Annotated in this window: 15 protein-coding genes; 8 read left to right on the top strand and 7 right to left on the bottom strand. The window is 72.8% G+C overall.

What is annotated here, in order from left to right; genetic code table 11:
- Entirely contained in the window at window positions 1-726 is a 726-nt protein-coding gene (locus ACQP2F_RS10015) for a DUF2470 domain-containing protein (protein ID WP_433302738.1), read from the bottom strand.
- A gap of 95 nt (window positions 727-821) precedes the next feature.
- On the opposite strand from ACQP2F_RS10015, the gene rpsD reads away from it, so the two are divergent.
- Complete coding sequence (gene rpsD, locus ACQP2F_RS10010; RefSeq protein ID WP_433302736.1) at window positions 822-1,430, top strand: 30S ribosomal protein S4; 609 nt, start codon at window positions 822-824, stop codon at window positions 1,428-1,430.
- On the opposite strand, the gene ACQP2F_RS10005 is transcribed toward rpsD, so the two are convergent.
- Both ACQP2F_RS10005 and ACQP2F_RS10000 read right to left on the bottom strand, forming a co-directional pair.
- Complete coding sequence (locus ACQP2F_RS10005) at window positions 1,427-3,199, bottom strand: ABC transporter ATP-binding protein (protein WP_433302734.1); 1,773 nt, start codon at window positions 3,197-3,199, stop codon at window positions 1,427-1,429. The genes rpsD and ACQP2F_RS10005 overlap by 4 nt on opposite strands.
- Complete coding sequence (locus ACQP2F_RS10000) at window positions 3,196-4,938, bottom strand: ABC transporter ATP-binding protein (RefSeq protein WP_433302732.1); 1,743 nt, start codon at window positions 4,936-4,938, stop codon at window positions 3,196-3,198. The genes ACQP2F_RS10005 and ACQP2F_RS10000 overlap by 4 nt, the downstream gene beginning before the upstream one ends.
- Window positions 4,939-5,096: 158 nt before the next feature.
- Between ACQP2F_RS10000 and ACQP2F_RS09995 the strand changes: the two genes are divergently transcribed.
- Together ACQP2F_RS09995 and ACQP2F_RS09990 are read left to right on the top strand one after the other, a co-directional pair.
- Window positions 5,097-5,729: a TIGR03085 family metal-binding protein gene (locus ACQP2F_RS09995; protein WP_433302730.1), complete on the top strand. Its 633-nt coding sequence runs from the start codon at window positions 5,097-5,099 to the stop codon at window positions 5,727-5,729.
- 66 nt (window positions 5,730-5,795) lie between these two features.
- Window positions 5,796-7,079 carry an APC family permease gene (locus tag ACQP2F_RS09990; protein ID WP_433302728.1) on the top strand — a complete coding sequence of 428 codons (1,284 nt, stop codon included), beginning with the start codon at window positions 5,796-5,798 and terminating at the stop codon, window positions 7,077-7,079.
- On the opposite strand, the gene ACQP2F_RS09985 is transcribed toward ACQP2F_RS09990, so the two are convergent.
- On the bottom strand, window positions 6,971-8,371 hold the full coding sequence (locus ACQP2F_RS09985; RefSeq protein ID WP_433302727.1) for a PLP-dependent aminotransferase family protein: 1,401 nt from the start codon (window positions 8,369-8,371) through the stop codon (window positions 6,971-6,973). The genes ACQP2F_RS09990 and ACQP2F_RS09985 overlap by 109 nt on opposite strands.
- 188 nt (window positions 8,372-8,559) lie before the next feature.
- Between ACQP2F_RS09985 and ACQP2F_RS09980 the strand changes: the two genes are divergently transcribed.
- The gene (locus ACQP2F_RS09980; protein WP_433302725.1) at window positions 8,560-9,777 is read left to right on the top strand and encodes an MFS transporter; all 1,218 of its coding nucleotides are present in this window, start codon (window positions 8,560-8,562) and stop codon (window positions 9,775-9,777) included.
- Here the strand turns inward: ACQP2F_RS09980 and ACQP2F_RS09975 are convergent.
- Window positions 9,770-10,642 carry a carbohydrate kinase family protein gene (locus ACQP2F_RS09975; RefSeq protein WP_433302724.1) on the bottom strand — a complete coding sequence of 291 codons (873 nt, stop codon included), beginning with the start codon at window positions 10,640-10,642 and terminating at the stop codon, window positions 9,770-9,772. The genes ACQP2F_RS09980 and ACQP2F_RS09975 overlap by 8 nt on opposite strands.
- A gap of 131 nt (window positions 10,643-10,773) precedes the next feature.
- Here ACQP2F_RS09975 and ACQP2F_RS09970 point away from each other — a divergent pair, with 131 nt between their 5' ends.
- The gene (locus ACQP2F_RS09970; protein ID WP_433302722.1) at window positions 10,774-12,597 is read left to right on the top strand and encodes an AMP-dependent synthetase/ligase; all 1,824 of its coding nucleotides are present in this window, start codon (window positions 10,774-10,776) and stop codon (window positions 12,595-12,597) included.
- Here the strand turns inward: ACQP2F_RS09970 and ACQP2F_RS09965 are convergent.
- Complete coding sequence (locus ACQP2F_RS09965) at window positions 12,594-13,448, bottom strand: sigma-70 family RNA polymerase sigma factor (protein ID WP_433302720.1); 855 nt, start codon at window positions 13,446-13,448, stop codon at window positions 12,594-12,596. The genes ACQP2F_RS09970 and ACQP2F_RS09965 overlap by 4 nt on opposite strands.
- 75 nt (window positions 13,449-13,523) lie before the next feature.
- Between ACQP2F_RS09965 and ACQP2F_RS09960 the strand changes: the two genes are divergently transcribed.
- Window positions 13,524-13,865: a VOC family protein gene (locus ACQP2F_RS09960; protein WP_433302718.1), complete on the top strand. Its 342-nt coding sequence runs from the start codon at window positions 13,524-13,526 to the stop codon at window positions 13,863-13,865.
- Entirely contained in the window at window positions 13,858-14,406 is a 549-nt protein-coding gene (locus tag ACQP2F_RS09955) for a pyridoxamine 5'-phosphate oxidase family protein (RefSeq protein ID WP_433302716.1), read from the top strand. Before ACQP2F_RS09960 ends, ACQP2F_RS09955 begins: the two co-directional genes overlap by 8 nt.
- On the opposite strand, the gene ACQP2F_RS09950 is transcribed toward ACQP2F_RS09955, so the two are convergent.
- Window positions 14,396-15,850, bottom strand: a complete 1,455-nt coding sequence (locus ACQP2F_RS09950; RefSeq protein WP_433302714.1) for a PLP-dependent aminotransferase family protein — start codon at window positions 15,848-15,850, stop codon at window positions 14,396-14,398. The two genes, ACQP2F_RS09955 and ACQP2F_RS09950, sit on opposite strands and share 11 nt — an antisense overlap.
- 59 nt (window positions 15,851-15,909) lie before the next feature.
- On the opposite strand from ACQP2F_RS09950, the gene ACQP2F_RS09945 reads away from it, so the two are divergent.
- Window positions 15,910-16,548: a YczE/YyaS/YitT family protein gene (locus ACQP2F_RS09945; protein ID WP_433307430.1), complete on the top strand. Its 639-nt coding sequence runs from the start codon at window positions 15,910-15,912 to the stop codon at window positions 16,546-16,548.
- The last annotated feature ends 40 nt before the right edge of the window (window positions 16,549-16,588 follow it).

Genomic DNA, 16,588 nt, shown 5'->3' with positions numbered 1-16,588 from the left:
CTAGCCGCCGCAGCGGTGGCAGAGGACCGGGTGCAGCAGGTGGGCGAGGTCGTGCCGGCCGGTGACCGGGCGCGGGAAGGCGAGCCGGGCCAGCTTGTCGTCGAGGCGCACCAGGAAGCCGTAGCGGTCCATCCGGACCACCCGCGGCTCGTTCTCCGGCTGGAACGCCGGGCCGAGGTGCCGGCGGACGTACGCGCTCATCTCCGCCAGGTGATGGTCGGCCAGATCCGCGATCAGGTCGAACTCGATCTGCCGCAGCGGGTCGGGACTGGCCGCCAGGAACTCGTCGGGGTCGACGTCGACCAGGTTCTCGTGGCGCTCGTAGCGCACCTCGGCGACATCCATCCGGTGCAGCACCTGTGAACCGCCGACGTCGAGCAGGTCGCCGGAGGCGTCGACCTCGGCGTAGTCCAGCGCCGCCCGGCGGGCCTCGTCACCGTCGAGCCGCCGGGCCCAGCCCGAGACCCAGACCCGGCCGAGCCCGGGCGCGCCGGCCACCGGCGGCACGTCGGCGATGTCCAGCACCATCGCGGTGTCGTCGGCGCCCGGCGCGGGCGTGATCGCGGTGGCGAACGCGCCGCCCTCGGGCGCGAGCAGCAGCACCCGGCCCTGGGCGTCGGTCACGTGCCGCACCGGGAGCGGGCCCTGGCGGCACGCGATGTGCGCGACCGCCGGGAGGTGGCCGGCAGCGAGCGTGCGGGCGACCTCGGCGTGGCTGGGCTGCATGGTGGATACCTCCGCGGACCGGTTAGGCTTGCCTTAGTAAGGTGAGGCTAACCGTAACAGAGCCCTCAAGCGCAAGACCCTCTCTCGGAGACTTCATGAACAACTCCCGGCCCAAGGCCAAGCTGTCCCGTGCCCTCGGCATCCCGCTGACTCCCAAGTGCGTGAAGTACTTCGAGAAGCGGCCCTTCCCGCCGGGCGTGCACGGCCGGGCGCGGCGCAAGAGCTCGGACTACCAGGTCCGGCTGCTGGAGAAGCAGCGGCTGCGGCACCAGTACAACATCAGCGAGGCCCAGATGCGGAAGGCGTACGACGACGCCCACCGCGCCGAGGGCAAGACCGGCGAGGCCATGGTGAGCCTGCTCGAGCGCCGCCTCGACGCCGTCGTGCACCGGGCCGGCCTGGCCCGCACCATCTACCAGGCCCGCCAGCTCGTCGTGCACGGCCACTTCACGGTGGACGGCAAGAAGGTCGACCGGCCGGGCTTCCGGCTCAAGCCGGGCCAGGTCGTCGAGGTGCGCGAGAGCAGCCGGCAGAAGCCGCCGTTCCAGATCGCCGCGGCCGGCGCCCACCTCGACGGGCCGACCGCGCCCTACCTGTCCACGGCGCTGGAGGAGCTGCGCACCACCGTGCTGCGTGTCCCCGAGCGCAAGGAGATCCCGATCCTCTGCGACGAGCAGCTCGTGGTGGAGTTCTACGCCCGCTAGGACGACCGCGTCTGCTCGAGCCAGGAAGCGTAGAGCTTGGCGTAGATCGAGCCCTCCTCGGCGACCAGTGAGGCGTGCGGGCCGCGTTGCACGACGCGGCCCGCGTCGACCACGATCACCTCGTCGGCGGCCTGGGCGGTCGACAGGCGGTGGGCGATCGCGACCGTGGTGCGGCCCCGGGTGACCGTGTCGAGGGCCCGCTGCAGGCGCACCTCGGTCGCCGGGTCGACGGCGCTGGTCGCCTCGTCGAGCACGAGCAGGTCGGGGTCGGCGACGTAGGCGCGGACGAGCGCCACCAGCTGCCGCTCCCCCACGCTCAGAGCCTCCCCGCGCTCGCCGACCGGCGTCTCCAGGCCGGCCGGCAGACCCGCCACCCAGTCGGCCAGGCCGAGCTCGGTGAACGCGTCGGCGAGCTGCTCATCGGTGAGCGACGGCTCGGCGAACCGGATGTTCTCGGCGATCGTGGCGTCGAAGAGGAACCCGTCCTGCGGCACCATCACCACCCGCGACCGCAGCGACGAGAAGCGCACGTCGGGCAGCGGCGTGCCGGAGAGCAGGACTTCGCCCTCGACCGGGTCCATCAGGCGGGTGAGCAGCTTCGCGAACGTGGTCTTGCCGCTGCCGGTCTCGCCGACCACCGCGTACTTCCGGCGCGCGTCCAGCGACAGGTCGACGTCGGCCAGCACGATCGGGGCGTCGGCCGCGTAGCGGAACGAGACGTCGCGGAAGCGCACCGACAGCGGGCCGGGCGGCAGCGGCACACCCTGGTCGTCGGGGTCGGCCACGTCCGGGCGGAGGTCGAGCACGTCGAGCACCCGGCGCCAGCCGGCCACCGCGTTCTGCGCCTCGTTGAGCATGTCGGTGGCGATCTGCACCGGCTGGATGAAGAGCGTGACCAGGAACAGGAACGCGGTCAGCTCACCGACGGTGAGACTGCCGCCGACGCCGAGCAGCGTGCCGACCACCACCACCGCGGCCAGGGCCAGGCCGGCGCCGAGCTCGCCCGAGGAGAAGCTGGTCACGCTGGTGCGCAGGGCCTTCTGCTGGGCGACCCGGAGGCTCTCGATCGAGGTGTCCAGGCGCTGCCCGGTACGGCCGGCCACCCCGTACGCCCGGATCACCGTGGCGCCCACCACGCTCTCGGCGACCGCGCCGAGCATGACGCCGGTCCGCTCGCGGACCGCGCGGTAGACCGCGGCCAGCCGCTTCTGGAAGAGGCGGATCACCGCGACGGCCGGCCCGAAGGCGAGCAGCACGACGATCGTGAGCTGCCACGAGTACGCGAGCATGACCAGCGTGGATACCAGCAGCTGACCGGAGGAGAGCAGCAGCTGCACGCCGCCGAACTGCAGGAACTGGGAGATCTGGTCGACGTCGCTGGTCACCCGGGACACCATCGAGCCGCGGCGCTCGGACTGCTGGTGCAGCATCGACAGGTCGTGGATGTGCCGGAACGTGCGCGAGCGCAGGGCGCCGAGCGCGGTCTCGCTGACCGTGAACAGGCGCCGGGTCATCAGGTAGCCGGCCGCCGTCGAGATCATCAGCACCACGAACGTGAAGGCCACGACCTCGATCACGTAGCCGAGATCGGGACCGCCGTCGCCGCGGATGCCGTGGTCGATGCCCTGCTGCACGGCGATCGGCACCGCGACCTTGCCGGCCATCTGCACGATGGCCAGCGCGATCGTGCCGGCCAGGCCGGGGCGCAGCTCCGGGGAGAGTGCCAGACCCCGCTTGACGGTGGCGAAGGTGCCTTCGGCGGTGGTCACGCGTCGACCCTCTCCTGCTCGGCTTTCTCGTACGCGGTGACGAGGTCGGCGTACCCCTCGTTGGTGGCCAGCAGATCGGCGTGGGTGCCGGTCGCCACCACCTTGCCCTGCTCGAGGTAGACGACCTCGTCGGCGAGCGCGATCGTGGCCCGGCGGTAGGCCACGACCAGGATCGAGGCGCCCGCGTCCCGCCCGCGCAGCGAGCCGAGGATGGCGGCCTCGACCCGGGGGTCGACGGCGCTGGTGGCGTCGTCGAGCACGAGCAGCCGCGGGTGGCCGGCCAGCGCCCGGGCCAGCGTGATCCGCTGCCGCTGGCCGCCGGAGAGCGAGGTGCCGCGCTCGCCGACCGCGGTGTCCAGGCCCGCGGGCAGCTTCCCGACGAAGCCGTCGGCCTGGGCCAGCCGCAGCGCCGCCCACGCGTCGTCGTCGGTCAGGCCGTCGCGCTCGAGCGTGATGTTCCCGCGCACGGTGTCGTCGAAGACGAACGGGATCTGCGGGACCAGCGCCGACGTGCGGGCCAGCGTGGCCTCGGTCAGCTCGGGCAGCGGCTCGCCGTCGAGCGTGACGACGCCGCCGGCCGGGTCGACCAGCCGGATCGCCAGGGACGCGATCGTCGACTTCCCGGAGCCGGTCGGGCCGACCAGGGCGACGGTCTTGCCGGCCGGCACGGTGAAGGAGACGTCGCGCAGCACGAGCGGGCCGTCGCCGTACCGGAAGTCGACGTGCTCGAAGCGTACGGTCGCCGCGGTGTCGGTCTTCGCCAAGGTCTTGGAGCCGTAGGCCAGGTCGCCGGTCGAGGTCAGCACCGCCTGCACCCGCTCCCAGCCGGCCACCGACCGCGGCAGCTCGGCCACCACCCAGCCGATCGCCCGCACCGGGAACGCCAGCACGGTGAACAGGAACGACACCGTGACCAGCTCGGCCACGCTGATCGCGCCGTTCTCCAGCCGCCACGCCCCGAGCAGCAGCACCGCGAGCGTGCCCACGCTGGGCAGGCTGTCCATCACCGGGTCGAAGAGGCCGCGCAGCCGGCCGACCGAGATCAGCGCGTCGCGCAGCTCGGTCACGAAGACGCCGAAGCGCCGCGACTCGTCCTCCTCGCGGCCCATGGTCTTGACCACCAGCGCGCCGTCGAAGCTCTCGTGCGCGACCGCGCTGACCTTGGCCCGCATCCGCTGGGCCCGGATCTGCCGCGGCGACATGTACCGCGAGTAGACGACGTTGAGGCCGAACAGCGCCGGGAACAGCGCCACGCCGACCAGCGCCAGCACCCAGTCGGTGAAGAAGAGCGCGGCCACCGCGGCGACGACCATGACGATCGTGCCGACCGCGAACGGCAGCGGCGCGATCGGCACGAAGGCGGCCTCGACGTCGGAGTTCGCGTTGGACAGCAGGGTGCCGGTGGCGTGCTGCTGGTGCCAGGACGGCGGCAGCGACAGGTAGCGGCGGGTGACCGCGCGCCGGTAGCGGGCCTGCAGGCGGAACTGCATGAACCCGGCGCCGAGCCGGCGGCCGAAGATGCTGCCCACGCGCAACAGGCTGATGCCCAGGAAGACGGCCGCGACCAGGGCGAGGGTGCCGACCGACGCATGATGATCGGCGAACGCGGGCACCACGACATGCCCGACGACGGCGCCCACCACGTACGAGTTCGCGATGATCAGCAGGCCGAACAGGCTGCTGCCGACGACCCCGACCGTGAAAAGGCGCGGCTCGGCCCGGATCGCTTGCCCGAGCACTCGCAGTCCCCGTCCCAGCACGTCCCTGCTGGCCCTGCCGCCGCTCAATGTCCCAACCCGACCTGTAAGCGTTCGCCGGCGCTACCGGCCTTACCGATCCATCCTGCCCAACCACGGCCGCCGTTTACACCTGTGACAATGTGTCTACGATCACGTCCGTGACTGCCTTTGCCCAGAGCGAGCGTCAGCAACTGGCCGACCTGCTCCTGCAGGTGGGCCCCGACCGGCCGACCCTCTGCGAGGGCTGGACCACCCGCGACCTGGCCGCCCACCTCGTGGTGCGCGAGCGGCGCCCCGACTCGGCGGCCGGCATCATCCTCCCGCCGCTGCGCGGGTACGGCGAGCGAATTCGGCGCGCCAAGGCGGCCGAGCCGTTCCCCGCGGTCGTCGCCGAGATGCGGAACCCGCCCTGGTGGAGCCCGGTCAGCAACCCGCTGCTCGACGAGCTGGCCAACACCGTCGAGTTCTTCATCCACCACGAGGACGTGCGCCGCGGCGAGGGCGACTGGGAGCCGCGCGACCTGGACGAGCCGCACGCCCGGGCGATCTGGCGGGCCGCGCAGTTCACCGGCAAGCTGGCGCTGCGCCGGGTGCGGATGCCGGTGCGGGTCCGGGAGGCGGCCGGCTTCGGCGAGTTCGTGGTCGGCGGCGAGAGCGCGCAGGTGACCGTGACCGGTCACGCCGGCGAGCTCGCGCTCTTCCTGTCCGGCCGGCAGCGGGCCGCCCGGGTCGCGGTGACCGGCCCCGAAGAGCAGGTTAACGCTCTGCGGAAGGCCCGTCTGGCGATCTGATTGGTCCAAGCCAGCACCACGTAATTGGCCCAGACGGGAAGCCAATCCGACCTCTACGTTTCAGGTATGAAGCTTTCCGTGGCGCAGGGCACCGCCCTCAGCGTCGGCGCCGTCCTCGGCACCGGGGTGATCTCGATGCCGGCCCTCGCCGCCGGGGTCGCCGGCCCGTCCTCGCTCGTCGCCTGGCTCGCCCTGATCGTCCTGTCGGCGCCGCTGGCCTGGACGTTCGCCGCGCTCGGCGCCCGGCACCCGGATGCCGGCGGCGTCTCCACCTACGTCCGGCTCGCGTTCGGGCCGCGGGCCGCGGCCGCGGTCGGCTGGTGCTTCTACTTCGCGGTGCCGCTCGGCGCCCCGGCCGCGGCCGCGTTCGCCGGCGGGTACGTGGCCGACGTGCTCGGCGGCGGCCGGGCCACGGTGCTCGGCACGTTCCTGGCGATCGTCGGTGTCGTCTTCGGCATGAACTGGTTCGGGCTGCGCGTCTCCGGCCGGGTCCAGCTCTGGCTGACCGCGGCACTGGCCGCCCTGCTGGTGGTCACCGTGGTCACCGCGCTGCCGCACGCCCGCGCGGCGAACCTGACGCCGTTCGCGCCGCACGGCTGGACCGGGATCGGCGCCGCCGCGGCCGTGCTCGTCTGGGGCTTCGCCGGATGGGAGGCGATCTCGTCGCTCTCCCCCGACTACCGCCACCCGCGGCGGGACGTACCCCGGGCCACCGCCATCGCCGTCGCCGTGGTCGGCGTCCTTTACCTCGCGGTGGCGCTGACCAGCGTGCTGGTGCTCGGGCCGGCGCTCGGCGACAGCCCGGCCCCGCTGGCCGACCTGCTGGCCGTGGGCGTCGGCGGGCCGGTCCGGGCGGTGACCGCGGTCGTGGCGGTGCTGCTGACGATCGGGGCGGTGAACGCGTACCTGGCCGGGGCCTCCCGGCTCGGGGCGGCGCTGGCCCGCGACGGCGCGCTGCCGGTCCGGGTCTTCGGCACCCCGCGCAAGTCGCTGACGTTCGTGCTGTTCGCGAGCCTCGCCTCGGTCGCCCTGCCGTTCGCGCTGAAGACCTCGATGCTGCTGGTCACCGGCTGCTTCACGCTCGTCTACGTGCTCGGCACCGCGGCCGCCCTCCGGCTGCTGCCGGCCGGGCCGTCCCGGGCCGGGGCCGGTGTCGCGTTCGTGGCCGTGATCGGGCTGCTGGTGCTGACCGGGCCGCCGGCGCTGCTCAGCCTGGTGGTGGCGGCCGGGGCGATCGGCTATCAGGGGTGGCGGGCCAGCAGGTCCGCGAAGATCGCCATCCCCTCGCCGATCAGCGCGGGGTCGACGGCGCCGAACCCGAACACGAAGCCGGCCTGCGAGGTGGCGTAGGTCGCCAGGTCCTCGATCGCGAGCCCCCGCCCGGCGCCCACGGACACGACCGCGGCGGAGTCACCGTCCCACAGCGCCGTCACATGGAGCCCCGCCGCCGACGGGACAACCGAGATTTCCGGAATGTCGCTCAGCGCGCCGGTCAAGGCGGCATGGCGGCGCGCGTACTCCTTCCCGGCCTTGCGGACATGCCGGGCGAGCTGACCCTCGTCGATGAACCGGGCCAGCGCGGCCTGGATCGCCGGCGGGCCGTACCCGTCGCCGAGCTGACGGGCCGCGGCCACGGCGCCGCGCAGGCCGGGCGGCACCACCAGGAAGCCGGTCCGGATCGAGGGGATCATGCTCTTCGAGAACGTCCCGGCGTAGAGCACCCGCCCCGCCTCGTCCAGGCTGTGCAGCGGCTCGAGCGGCCGGGACGAGAACCGGAACTCGCTGTCGTAGTCGTCCTCGACGATCGCGACCGGGCGGCGGCGGGCCCAGTCGAGCAGCTCGCGGCGCCGGGCCAGGCTCATCGGCCGGCCCAGCGGGAACTGGTGCGACGGGGTCGCGTACACCAGCCGGCACCCGGCCGGCAGCGCCGCGACCACCAGGCCCTCCTCGTCGACCGGCACGCCCGCGACCCGGCAGCCGATCGCCTCGAACAGCCGCCGGGCCGGCGGGTAGCCGGGCTCCTCGACCGCCACCACGTCGCCGGCCCGCAGCAGCACCCGGGCGACCAGGTCGAGGGCGTGCTGGGTGCCGTTGGTGACCACCACGTCGCCGGCCGTGGCCCGCACCGACCGGGCGTAGCCGAGGTAGCGGGCGATGGCGGCGCGCAACGCCGGATGCCCGTCCGGGGCGGGGTACGTGCCCGGCGTGTTCGCGCCCGCCCGCATCTCCGCCGCCACCAGCCGGCGCCAGGTGTCGAACGGGAAGAGCGTCACGTCCGGGATGCCGGTGCGGAAGTCGTACCGCGGCTTCGGCTGGTCGCCACTGGTCGGCGCCGGGCTCGCCGGCCAGCCGGCCCGGGGCCGCAACGGGTCGGCGGCGGCCCGCCGCGGGCGGCGCGGGGCGGTCACCGCGGCGACGAACGTGCCCGAGCCGACCCGCGACGACAGGTAGCCCTCGGCGACCAGGCGCTCGTACGCGGTGGCCACGCTCCCCCGCGAGACGCCGAGGTCGGCGGCGAGCGCCCGGGTCGGCGGCAGGCGGTGCCCGGCCGGCAGCCGCCCGTCCACGATCGCTTCCCGCAGCGCCCGGTAGACCAGGACGGTCTTCTCGCCGCCGCCGTCGTCGGTGATGACCAGATCCACCGGGCCATTCTGGTATGTCCAAACCGGTATGCAGGTCCGCGCCGGGCCGGGAAATAGGCTCGTCGGCAGAAGGAGGGCAACCATGAAGAAGAAGGTCTCGCTGCTCTGAGACAGCACCGTTTGCGGAAATCGCGAGCAGTAAATATGTTGCGCTAGGTGACCAAGGTGCTACCGAGCGGAGTTCGCCGGTGAGCGCCCTGTGGCGAAATCGCGAGTTCACGCTCCTCTGGACGAGCCAGTCGCTCTCCGACCTCGGCGGGGCGATCGCCCAGCTCGCCGTGCCTCTGCTCGTGCTCGACCTGACCGGGTCGCCGGTCAAGGCCGGCGTCGTGGGTACCTGCGCGCTGATCGCGAAGCTGGCCACCCGGCTGCCGGCCGGCGTGCTGGCCGACCGGGTCGACCGCCGCCGGGCCATGCTGATCTGCGACGTGATCCGGCTGATCGCCGGCATCGGCCTCGGGGTCGCCGTGGCCACCGGGCGCGCGACCCTCGCCCTGATCATCACGGTCGCGGTGCTCGACGCCGCCTGCACCGCTCTCTTCAACACCATCGAGCACGCGTCGCTGCGCAGCATCGTCCCGGCCGCCCAGCTGCCGGCCGCGGTGGCCCGCAACGAGGCCCGCACGTACGGCACGGCGCTGGCCGGCCCGCCGCTCGGCGGCCTGCTCTACGGCGTCACCCACGCCCTGCCGTTCTTCGGCAACGCCCTGTCCTATCTGGCGTCGTTCGCCGGCGTGACGCTGATCCGCCGCCCGCTGCAGGCCGAGCAGTCCGAACCGCCGCCCCGGCACGCCACCGCCCTGGCCGAGGGGCTGCGCTTCGTCTTCCGCAACCCGTTCCTGCGGGCCGTACTGATCATCGCGGCGCCGCTGAACTTCGCCCTGACCGGCGTCCTCTTCACGATCGTGGTCACGCTGCAGCGGCACGGCGTGACCCCGGGCGTGATCGGGCTGACCGAGACGATCGTCGGCATCGGCGGCCTGACCGGCGCGTTCGTGGCCCCGGCGCTGCAGCGCTGGCTGCCGTTCGCCCGGCTGATCCGGGCGATCTGCTGGGCCGCGGCCGGGGTGCTGGTGGCCAGCGCATGGCTGACCACGAGCGTGCTGGCCGCGGTGCCGGTGGCGGTGGCGGTCTTCCTCGGGCCGTCCTGCAACGCGGCCCTCTTCGGCTACCAGGCCGCCATCACGCCCGACCGGCTCCAGGGCCGGGTGCTGAGCGTGATCTTCCTGGCCGCCATGTCGGCGTCGGCCGCGGCCCCGCTGCTGGCCGGTTTCTTCGTGACCGCGTGGGGCGGCCCGCGCACGATCCTGTTCTTCGCCGCGTCGGTGGTGGTGGCGGCGCTGACCGCCAGCCTCGCGGCCGGCATCCGCGAGATGGAGCCGCTGGAGGAGACCGCGCCTACCTGACCAGCCGGGCGGCCAGCGTCTCGCGGTCGATGAAGCAATCCGGGCCTACCTCACGCGTACAGGCGAAGGCGCCCGCCAGCAACGCCCAGCGCAGGCAGACCTCGTCGCTCTCGCCCGCCAGGTGGGCCGCCAGGAAGGCGGCGGCGAAGGCGTCGCCCGCGCCGTTGGTGTCCACGATCGGCGCGCCCGGATCGGCCGCCGCGTGATGCACGGCGCCCTCCTTGGTGATCAGCGTGGCGCCCTCCCCGCCGTGCGTGACCAGCACCCGCGACGCCACGCCCTCGGCCAGGATCCGCTCCGGCGCGCCCGCTGCCAGCTGCACGCCGGAGACGAAGACCAGATCGGACCCCAGGGCCAAATCCAGGTGGTACGGGTTGACGCCGTCCCAGTCGTGCAGGTCGGTGGAGACGGTCATCCCCGCCGACCGCGCCACCGGGATCAGATGCCGCCCCCAATCCATGATCGTCACGTGCGCGTGCCGGGCCTCCGACGCGGTCACCACCGCGTCCGGGAACCGGTAGCCCGGCACGGCCCGTCCGTCGTAGATCGACAACCGCCGCCCGTCCGGGCTCATCAGGTTGACCGCCCGCCGGGTCCCGGCCGGCGCCGGCGCCGCGTGCAGCGGGATCCCCCACTCCGCGAACGCCGAGGTCACCCGCCGTCCGGCGTGGTCGTCGCCGACCGTGTCGGCCAGCGCGACCGGCACGCCCAGCGCGCGCAGGGCCAGCGCCACGCAGGTGCCGGTGTGCGAGACCTCGTCCCGGATCGGGCCGGTCGGCCGGGCCGAGTCGGCGCCCAGCACCGGCAGCCCCGCCACCGGCACCACGGTGTCCACACCCGTCCCGCCCAGCACAATCACGCTCATGCTCGGCGACGTTACCGGCGGGTCGGTCGATAGACTCGGAGCCCGGGCCCGGTACTAGCCTCCTGGCCGACCTTTCAATACTCTGCGGTAACAAGCGCGTTACCTCCCCCTTTTTCTTAAGGCGGCGCCCGATGGCTCTCGACGTTCCGTACCGCTCGATCCCCGACATGTTCTTCAAGCGCGTGGCGGCGACACCGAACGGTCAGGCGTTCGCGACGCCCAACGCCGACGACACCGGTTTGGTCTGGCACACCTGGTCGCAGGTCGCCGAGCGGGCCGTCGCGATCGCGGCCGGGCTGCGCACGCTGGGCGTCGGCCTCGAGGACCGGGTGGCGATCCTCTCCGGCACCAGCTACGAGTGGATCCTCGCCGACCTCGGCATCAACTGCGCCGGCGCCGCCACCACCACGGTCTACCCGACCACCGAGCCCGAGGACGCGAGCTTCATCGTGTCGAACTCGGGGTCCAAGGTGCTGATCGCGGAAAGCCCCAAGCAGGCTCTCAAGATCTCCGGCGCCGAGACCGGCGTGACCCACGTGGTGCTGCTCGGCGGCCAGGCCGACGCCGGCGCCACCCCGCCGCAGCTGACGCTGGCCGAGCTCGAGGAGCGGGGCCAGGCGGCGCTGCGCGACGACCCGAAGCTGATCGAGCGGGTGGTCGAGGGCATCGGCCCCGACCACCTGGCCACGCTCATCTACACCTCGGGTACGACCGGGCGGCCCAAGGGCGTGCAGCTGCTGCACGGCGGCTGGACCTGGGAGGGTGTGGCGCAGGAGAGCCTCGGCCTGTTCGAGTCGACCGACCTGCAGTATCTGTGGCTCCCGCTGTCGCACTCGTTCGGCAAGACGCTGCTCTGCGGCATCATCCACGTCGGCGTGCCGACCTACGTCGACGGCCGGGTCGACAAGCTGGTCGACATGCTCTCGGTGGTCAAGCCGACGCTGATGTGCGCGGCGCCCCGCATCTTCGAGAAGGTGTACAACAAGACGGTCACCACCGCGCTCGACGCCGGCGGGGCCAAGGCCAAGATCTTCGGCTGGGCGGTCGGCGTCGGCAAGCAGAAGGTCGCGCTCGAGCAGGCCCGCAAGCCGCTTCCGGCCGCCCTCAAGCTCAAGTACGCGCTGGCCGAGAAGCTCGTCTTCTCGAAGCTGCAGACCCGGCTCGGCGGCCGGCTCCGGGTGCTGGTCAGCGGTTCCGCGCCGCTGAGCCGCGACATCGCCGAGTTCTTCGCGGCCGCCAACCTTCCGATCATGGAGGGGTACGGGATGACGGAGAGCAGCGCGGCCAACTTCGTGAACCGGGCCGGGCGCCTCAAGATCGGCACCGTCGGCGTGGCGCTCGGCGACCTCGAGTGCAAGATCGACACGGACGGCGAGGTGCTGCTGCGCGGCAAACCGGTGATGCGCGGCTACCACGACCTGCCCCAGGAGACGGCCGAGGCGTTCACCGAGGACGGCTGGCTGCGCACCGGCGACATCGGCGAGCTCGACGACGAGGGCTACCTGCGCATCACCGACCGCAAGAAGGACCTGGTCAAGACCTCCGGCGGCAAGTACATCGCGCCCAGCGCCATCGAGGGCATGTTCAAGGCGGTCTGCCCCTACACGTCGCAGGCGGTCATCATCGGCCAGGCCCGCAACTACGTGACCATGCTGATCTCGCTCGACGAGGACGCGATCGTGTCCTGGGCCAAGGGCGGGCCGCTCGACGGCAAGGAGTACGCCGAGATCGTCGCCGCCCCCGAGACCCAGGCGCTGATCGAGGGCTACGTCAAGGAGCTCAACGCCAAGCTCAACCGCTGGGAGACGGTGAAGAAGTTCGCGATCCTCCCCCGCGACCTCAGCATCGAGGCCGGCGAGATCACCCCGTCCATGAAGATCAAGCGGCGGAGCGTGGAGACCAACTTCGCCGCCGAGATCGACAAGATGTACGAGGGAACGCTCGCGCAGATCTAAAGAAACTCGATCTCCAGGGCGGCCAGCGTCCCGGTGTCGGCGATCTGCTCGATTCCGGTGACCCGGCCGCCCTCGTCGATGGTGAAGGCGAACGCCACCTTGGGCTCGCCGCGCACCGCCCAGACCAGGCCGGGCATGCCGTCGAGGAGTGCCGTCCGCAGCGCCTTGGCCCGGCCGTTGAACATGCCGGCGACGCCCTCCTGGCCACTGACCAGCGCGCTCACGCCCATCGCCACCGCCGCTTCGTCGGCCCGCAGCACCACCGACGGGTCGAGCAGCTCGAGCAGCGCCGCGAAGTCGCCACCCCGGGCCGCCGCGAGAAAGGCGTCGACGACTTCCCGCTGCCGCGCCTTGTCCGGACTTTCCGGGTTCGTTCCCTGAGCTCGGCGGCGGGCCCGGCTCGCGAGCTGACGGGCCACCGCCGGCGACGCCCCGATGATCTCGGCGATCTCCGGGAACGGCACCGCGAACATGTCGTGCAGGACGAAGGCGAGCCGCTCCCGGGGGCCGAGCGTGTCCAGCACCAGCAGCAGCGCCGGGCCGATCGCGTCGGCCATCACCGCGTCGTGCTCGGGGCCGGCCGCCTCGTCGGCCACCACCGGGAGCTCGGCCGGGTCCTCGCGGCGGGCCTGCCGGGAACGCAGCATGTCGAGGCAGACCCGGGAGACGACGGTGGTGAGCCAGCCGGTGAGGTTGCCGACGTCGGTCGTGTCCGAGCGGCTGAGCCGGACCCAGGCCTCCTGCACGGCGTCGTCGGCCTCGTGCGGCGAGCCCAGGATGCGCTGGGCGACCTGACGCAGGTGCGGCCGGTCGGCCTCGAACCGCTCGGCCAGGATCTCGAGTTCGCTCATCGTCACACTCTCCGTTCGGGGTCCGTCATAGCTTTGACGGACCGCAGCGGTCCGCTGTGACAAACGGAGGATCCCATGGCCATTCGCACCATCACCGTCCCGGTCAAGGACCTGGAGGCGGCCACCGCGCTCTACGGCAAGCTGCTCGGCGTCGACCCGTACATGTCGTCGCCGTACTACGTCGGGTTCCGCCCCGAGGGCTCACCCGAGATCGGCCTCAACCCGCACGGCGACATCGCGGCCGGGCCGATCACGTACTTCCACGTGGCCGACATCAACGCGACGGTCGCCGAGCTGACGGCCGCCGGCGCGACCGTCGAGCAGGAGCCGCGCGACGTCGGCGGCGGCGGGCTCACCGCCCACCTGCGCGACGGAGACGGCAACCTGATCGGCCTGTTCCAGGGCGCCGATGCCTGACCAGTCGCGCCCTGCCGACCAGCCGCGCCCAGCCGACCAGCCGCGTCCAGCCGACCAGCCGCGCCCAGCCGACCAGCCGGGCCCTTCCGGCCGGCCGCGCTCGCTCGAGCAGCGCACGGCCGACGCGCTCGCCCGGCTCTCCGCGCCGGTGGCCGACTGCTGGGTGGCCACCGCCTCCGGGGACGGCGAACCGCACCTGGTGCCGCTCACGCTCGCCTGGCACGGCGAGCGGATCGTCCTGGCCACGTCCCGGACCTCGCCCACCGCGCGCAATCTCGCCGCGAAGGGGCGGGCCCGGGTCGGGCTCGGGCCTACCCGCGACGTGGTCATGATCGACGCCGTCCTCGAGGAGACCATCCCGGTCGCCTCGTCCGGCACGGTGGGCGCGGCTTACGCCGAGCAGAGCGACTGGGACCCGCGGGAGGCCGGCGAGTCGTATGTCTTCCTCGTGCTGCGCCCCACGACCGTCCAGGCGTGGCGCGAGGTCGACGAGATCCCAGGTCGCACCGTGATGAGGGACGGCGCCTGGGTCACGCGATGACCGCGGGCGTGCGCCACGCGGGCCGGGCGCCCCGGTCCAGGTCGTAACGCACGGAGGCGATTCGCCGTACCGCCTCGGTGAGGGTCTCCTCGTCGAGGGCGAACGGCAGCCGCAGGAAACGCTCGAGCGTGCCGTCGAGGCCGAAGCGGGGTCCGGGCGCGAGCCGGACGTCGACGTCCTCGGCGGCACGAGCCAGCGCGCTGGAGATCGGGCCGTCGAGCTCGGCCCAGAGCATCACCCCGCCGGCCGGCACCGTGAACGTCCACTCGGGCAGGTGCTCGTGCAGGGCGGCGACCAGCGCGTCGCGGCGGGCGCGGAGCTGGGCGCGGCGCGCGGCGACGATCTGCGGGGCCTGGGCCAGCAGCCGTACGGCGACCAGCTGCTCGAGGACGGGACTGGCCATGTCGACGCCGACCCGGATCGCGGCCAGCCGCTGCACCAGCGGCGCCGAGGCCCGGACCCAGCCGATCCGCAGGCCACCCCAGTAGCCCTTGCTCATCCCGCCGATCGACACCACCCGCGAATGCCGGTCGAAGACGGCGACCGGCGGCGGCATCTCGGACCCGTCCAGGGCGAGGTCGACGAACGACTCGTCGGCGATCAGCTCGGTGCCGGCCGCGTGGGCGGTGGCGACCAGGCGCTCGCGCAGGGCGGCGCCCATCAGGTGACCGGTCGGGTTGTGGAACTCCGGGATCACGTACGCGACCCGCGGCCGCCCCTGCCGCAGCGCGCCCAGCAGCATCTCGCCGTCCCAGCCGGTCGCCGCGTCGAGGCCGTGCGTGTTGATCCGCGCGCGGCGGGCGGAGAGCGCGGCCAGCGCGTTCGGATAGGTCGGCGACTCGACCAGCACCGGCGCGCCGGCCGGCACCGAGAGCCGCAGCACCAGGTCGAGTGCCTGCTGGGTGCCGGCCGTGATCAGGATCTGCTCGGCCGAGGTGGCCACGCCGCGCGCGGTATAGCCGGCCGCGACCGCCTCGCGCAGCTCGACCAGGCCGGTCGGGTGGTAGCCGGCGCTGCCCAGGTAGCGCGGCAGGTCGTCGGCGGCGGCGCGGGCGGCGCCGATCAGCTCGTCCGGCGCCGGCGAGGCGGCCACGCCGAGGTCGATCACGTCGCTCTCGTCGCCGGCCGCCCACAGGCCGGAGGTGGCGACGCGGTGGCCATGCGGCAGGGTGGTCCAGCTTCCCGCGCCGCGCCGGCTGGTGAGGTGGCCGGTCTCCCGGAGCGCCCGGTACGCGGCCGAGACCGTCGTGCGGCTGACCCCGAGCGCCTCGGCCAATTCCCGTTCCGCGGGAAGTCGCACGCCGAGCGGCAGCCGCCCGTCGGAGAGTAGTCCCCGGACGGCCGCGGCCAGGGCGGCGTAATCCGGGCTGCGGTGGCGGCCGGGCAGCGCATGCCACTGACCGAGCAGGCGAGCCAGTTGGGCCCCTCGCACCGAGCTCGTCACAGCCACCTCCCGCAAATTGGCTCTTCAGCGTCGCCGAATTGGCCTTCAGAGTGGCATCTATGAGTCTGATTGGCAACGGAGATCGCCGTCTCACCCGGCGCCTGGTCCAGCTTTTCACGGGCCTGGTGCTCTACGGGGTGAGCATGGCGTTCATGGTGGAGTCCGACCTCGGTCTCAATCCATGGGACGTCTTCCACCAGGGCCTGTCGAAGGCGACCGGCATCAGCTTCGGCTGGGTCGTGATCCTGCTCGGCATCCCGATCCTGTTGCTGTGGATCCCGCTGCGCCAGAAGCCCGGCTTCGGCACGATCGCCAACCTCGTCGTGATCGGTTTCGTGGTCGACATCGCGCTGCCGGTGCTGCCCGCCGGCGGGTCGATTCCCGGCCGGGTCGGCTACCTGGTCGCCGGCATCCTGGTCAACGGTCTCGCCACGGGCCTGTACATCGGCGCACGGATGGGCCCGGGCCCGCGGGACGGCCTGATGACCGGGATCGTCCGCCGCTTCCCCCGGCTGTCGATCCGCCTGGTGCGTACCACTATCGAACTTTTTGTCCTTGGGGTTGGGTTCTTGCTCGGGGGCACGGTCGGCATCGGAACCGTCGCCTACGCCCTGTGCATCGGCCCCCTGGTTCACGTCTTCCTGCCGCTATGCACGGTGCCGGAAACGCGCAACTTGCACATGTCCGAGGTGGACTGACACAAGTCGGTGATCATCCGGCCACAATTGCTTCCCCGGC

It is taken from the genome of Actinoplanes sp. CA-030573, from assembly GCF_050951115.1.
In the GTDB taxonomy this organism is placed as follows: domain Bacteria; phylum Actinomycetota; class Actinomycetes; order Mycobacteriales; family Micromonosporaceae; genus Actinoplanes.
Note: the sequence above shows the minus strand (reverse complement) of the source record. Positions and strands in the feature narration are given on the sequence as shown.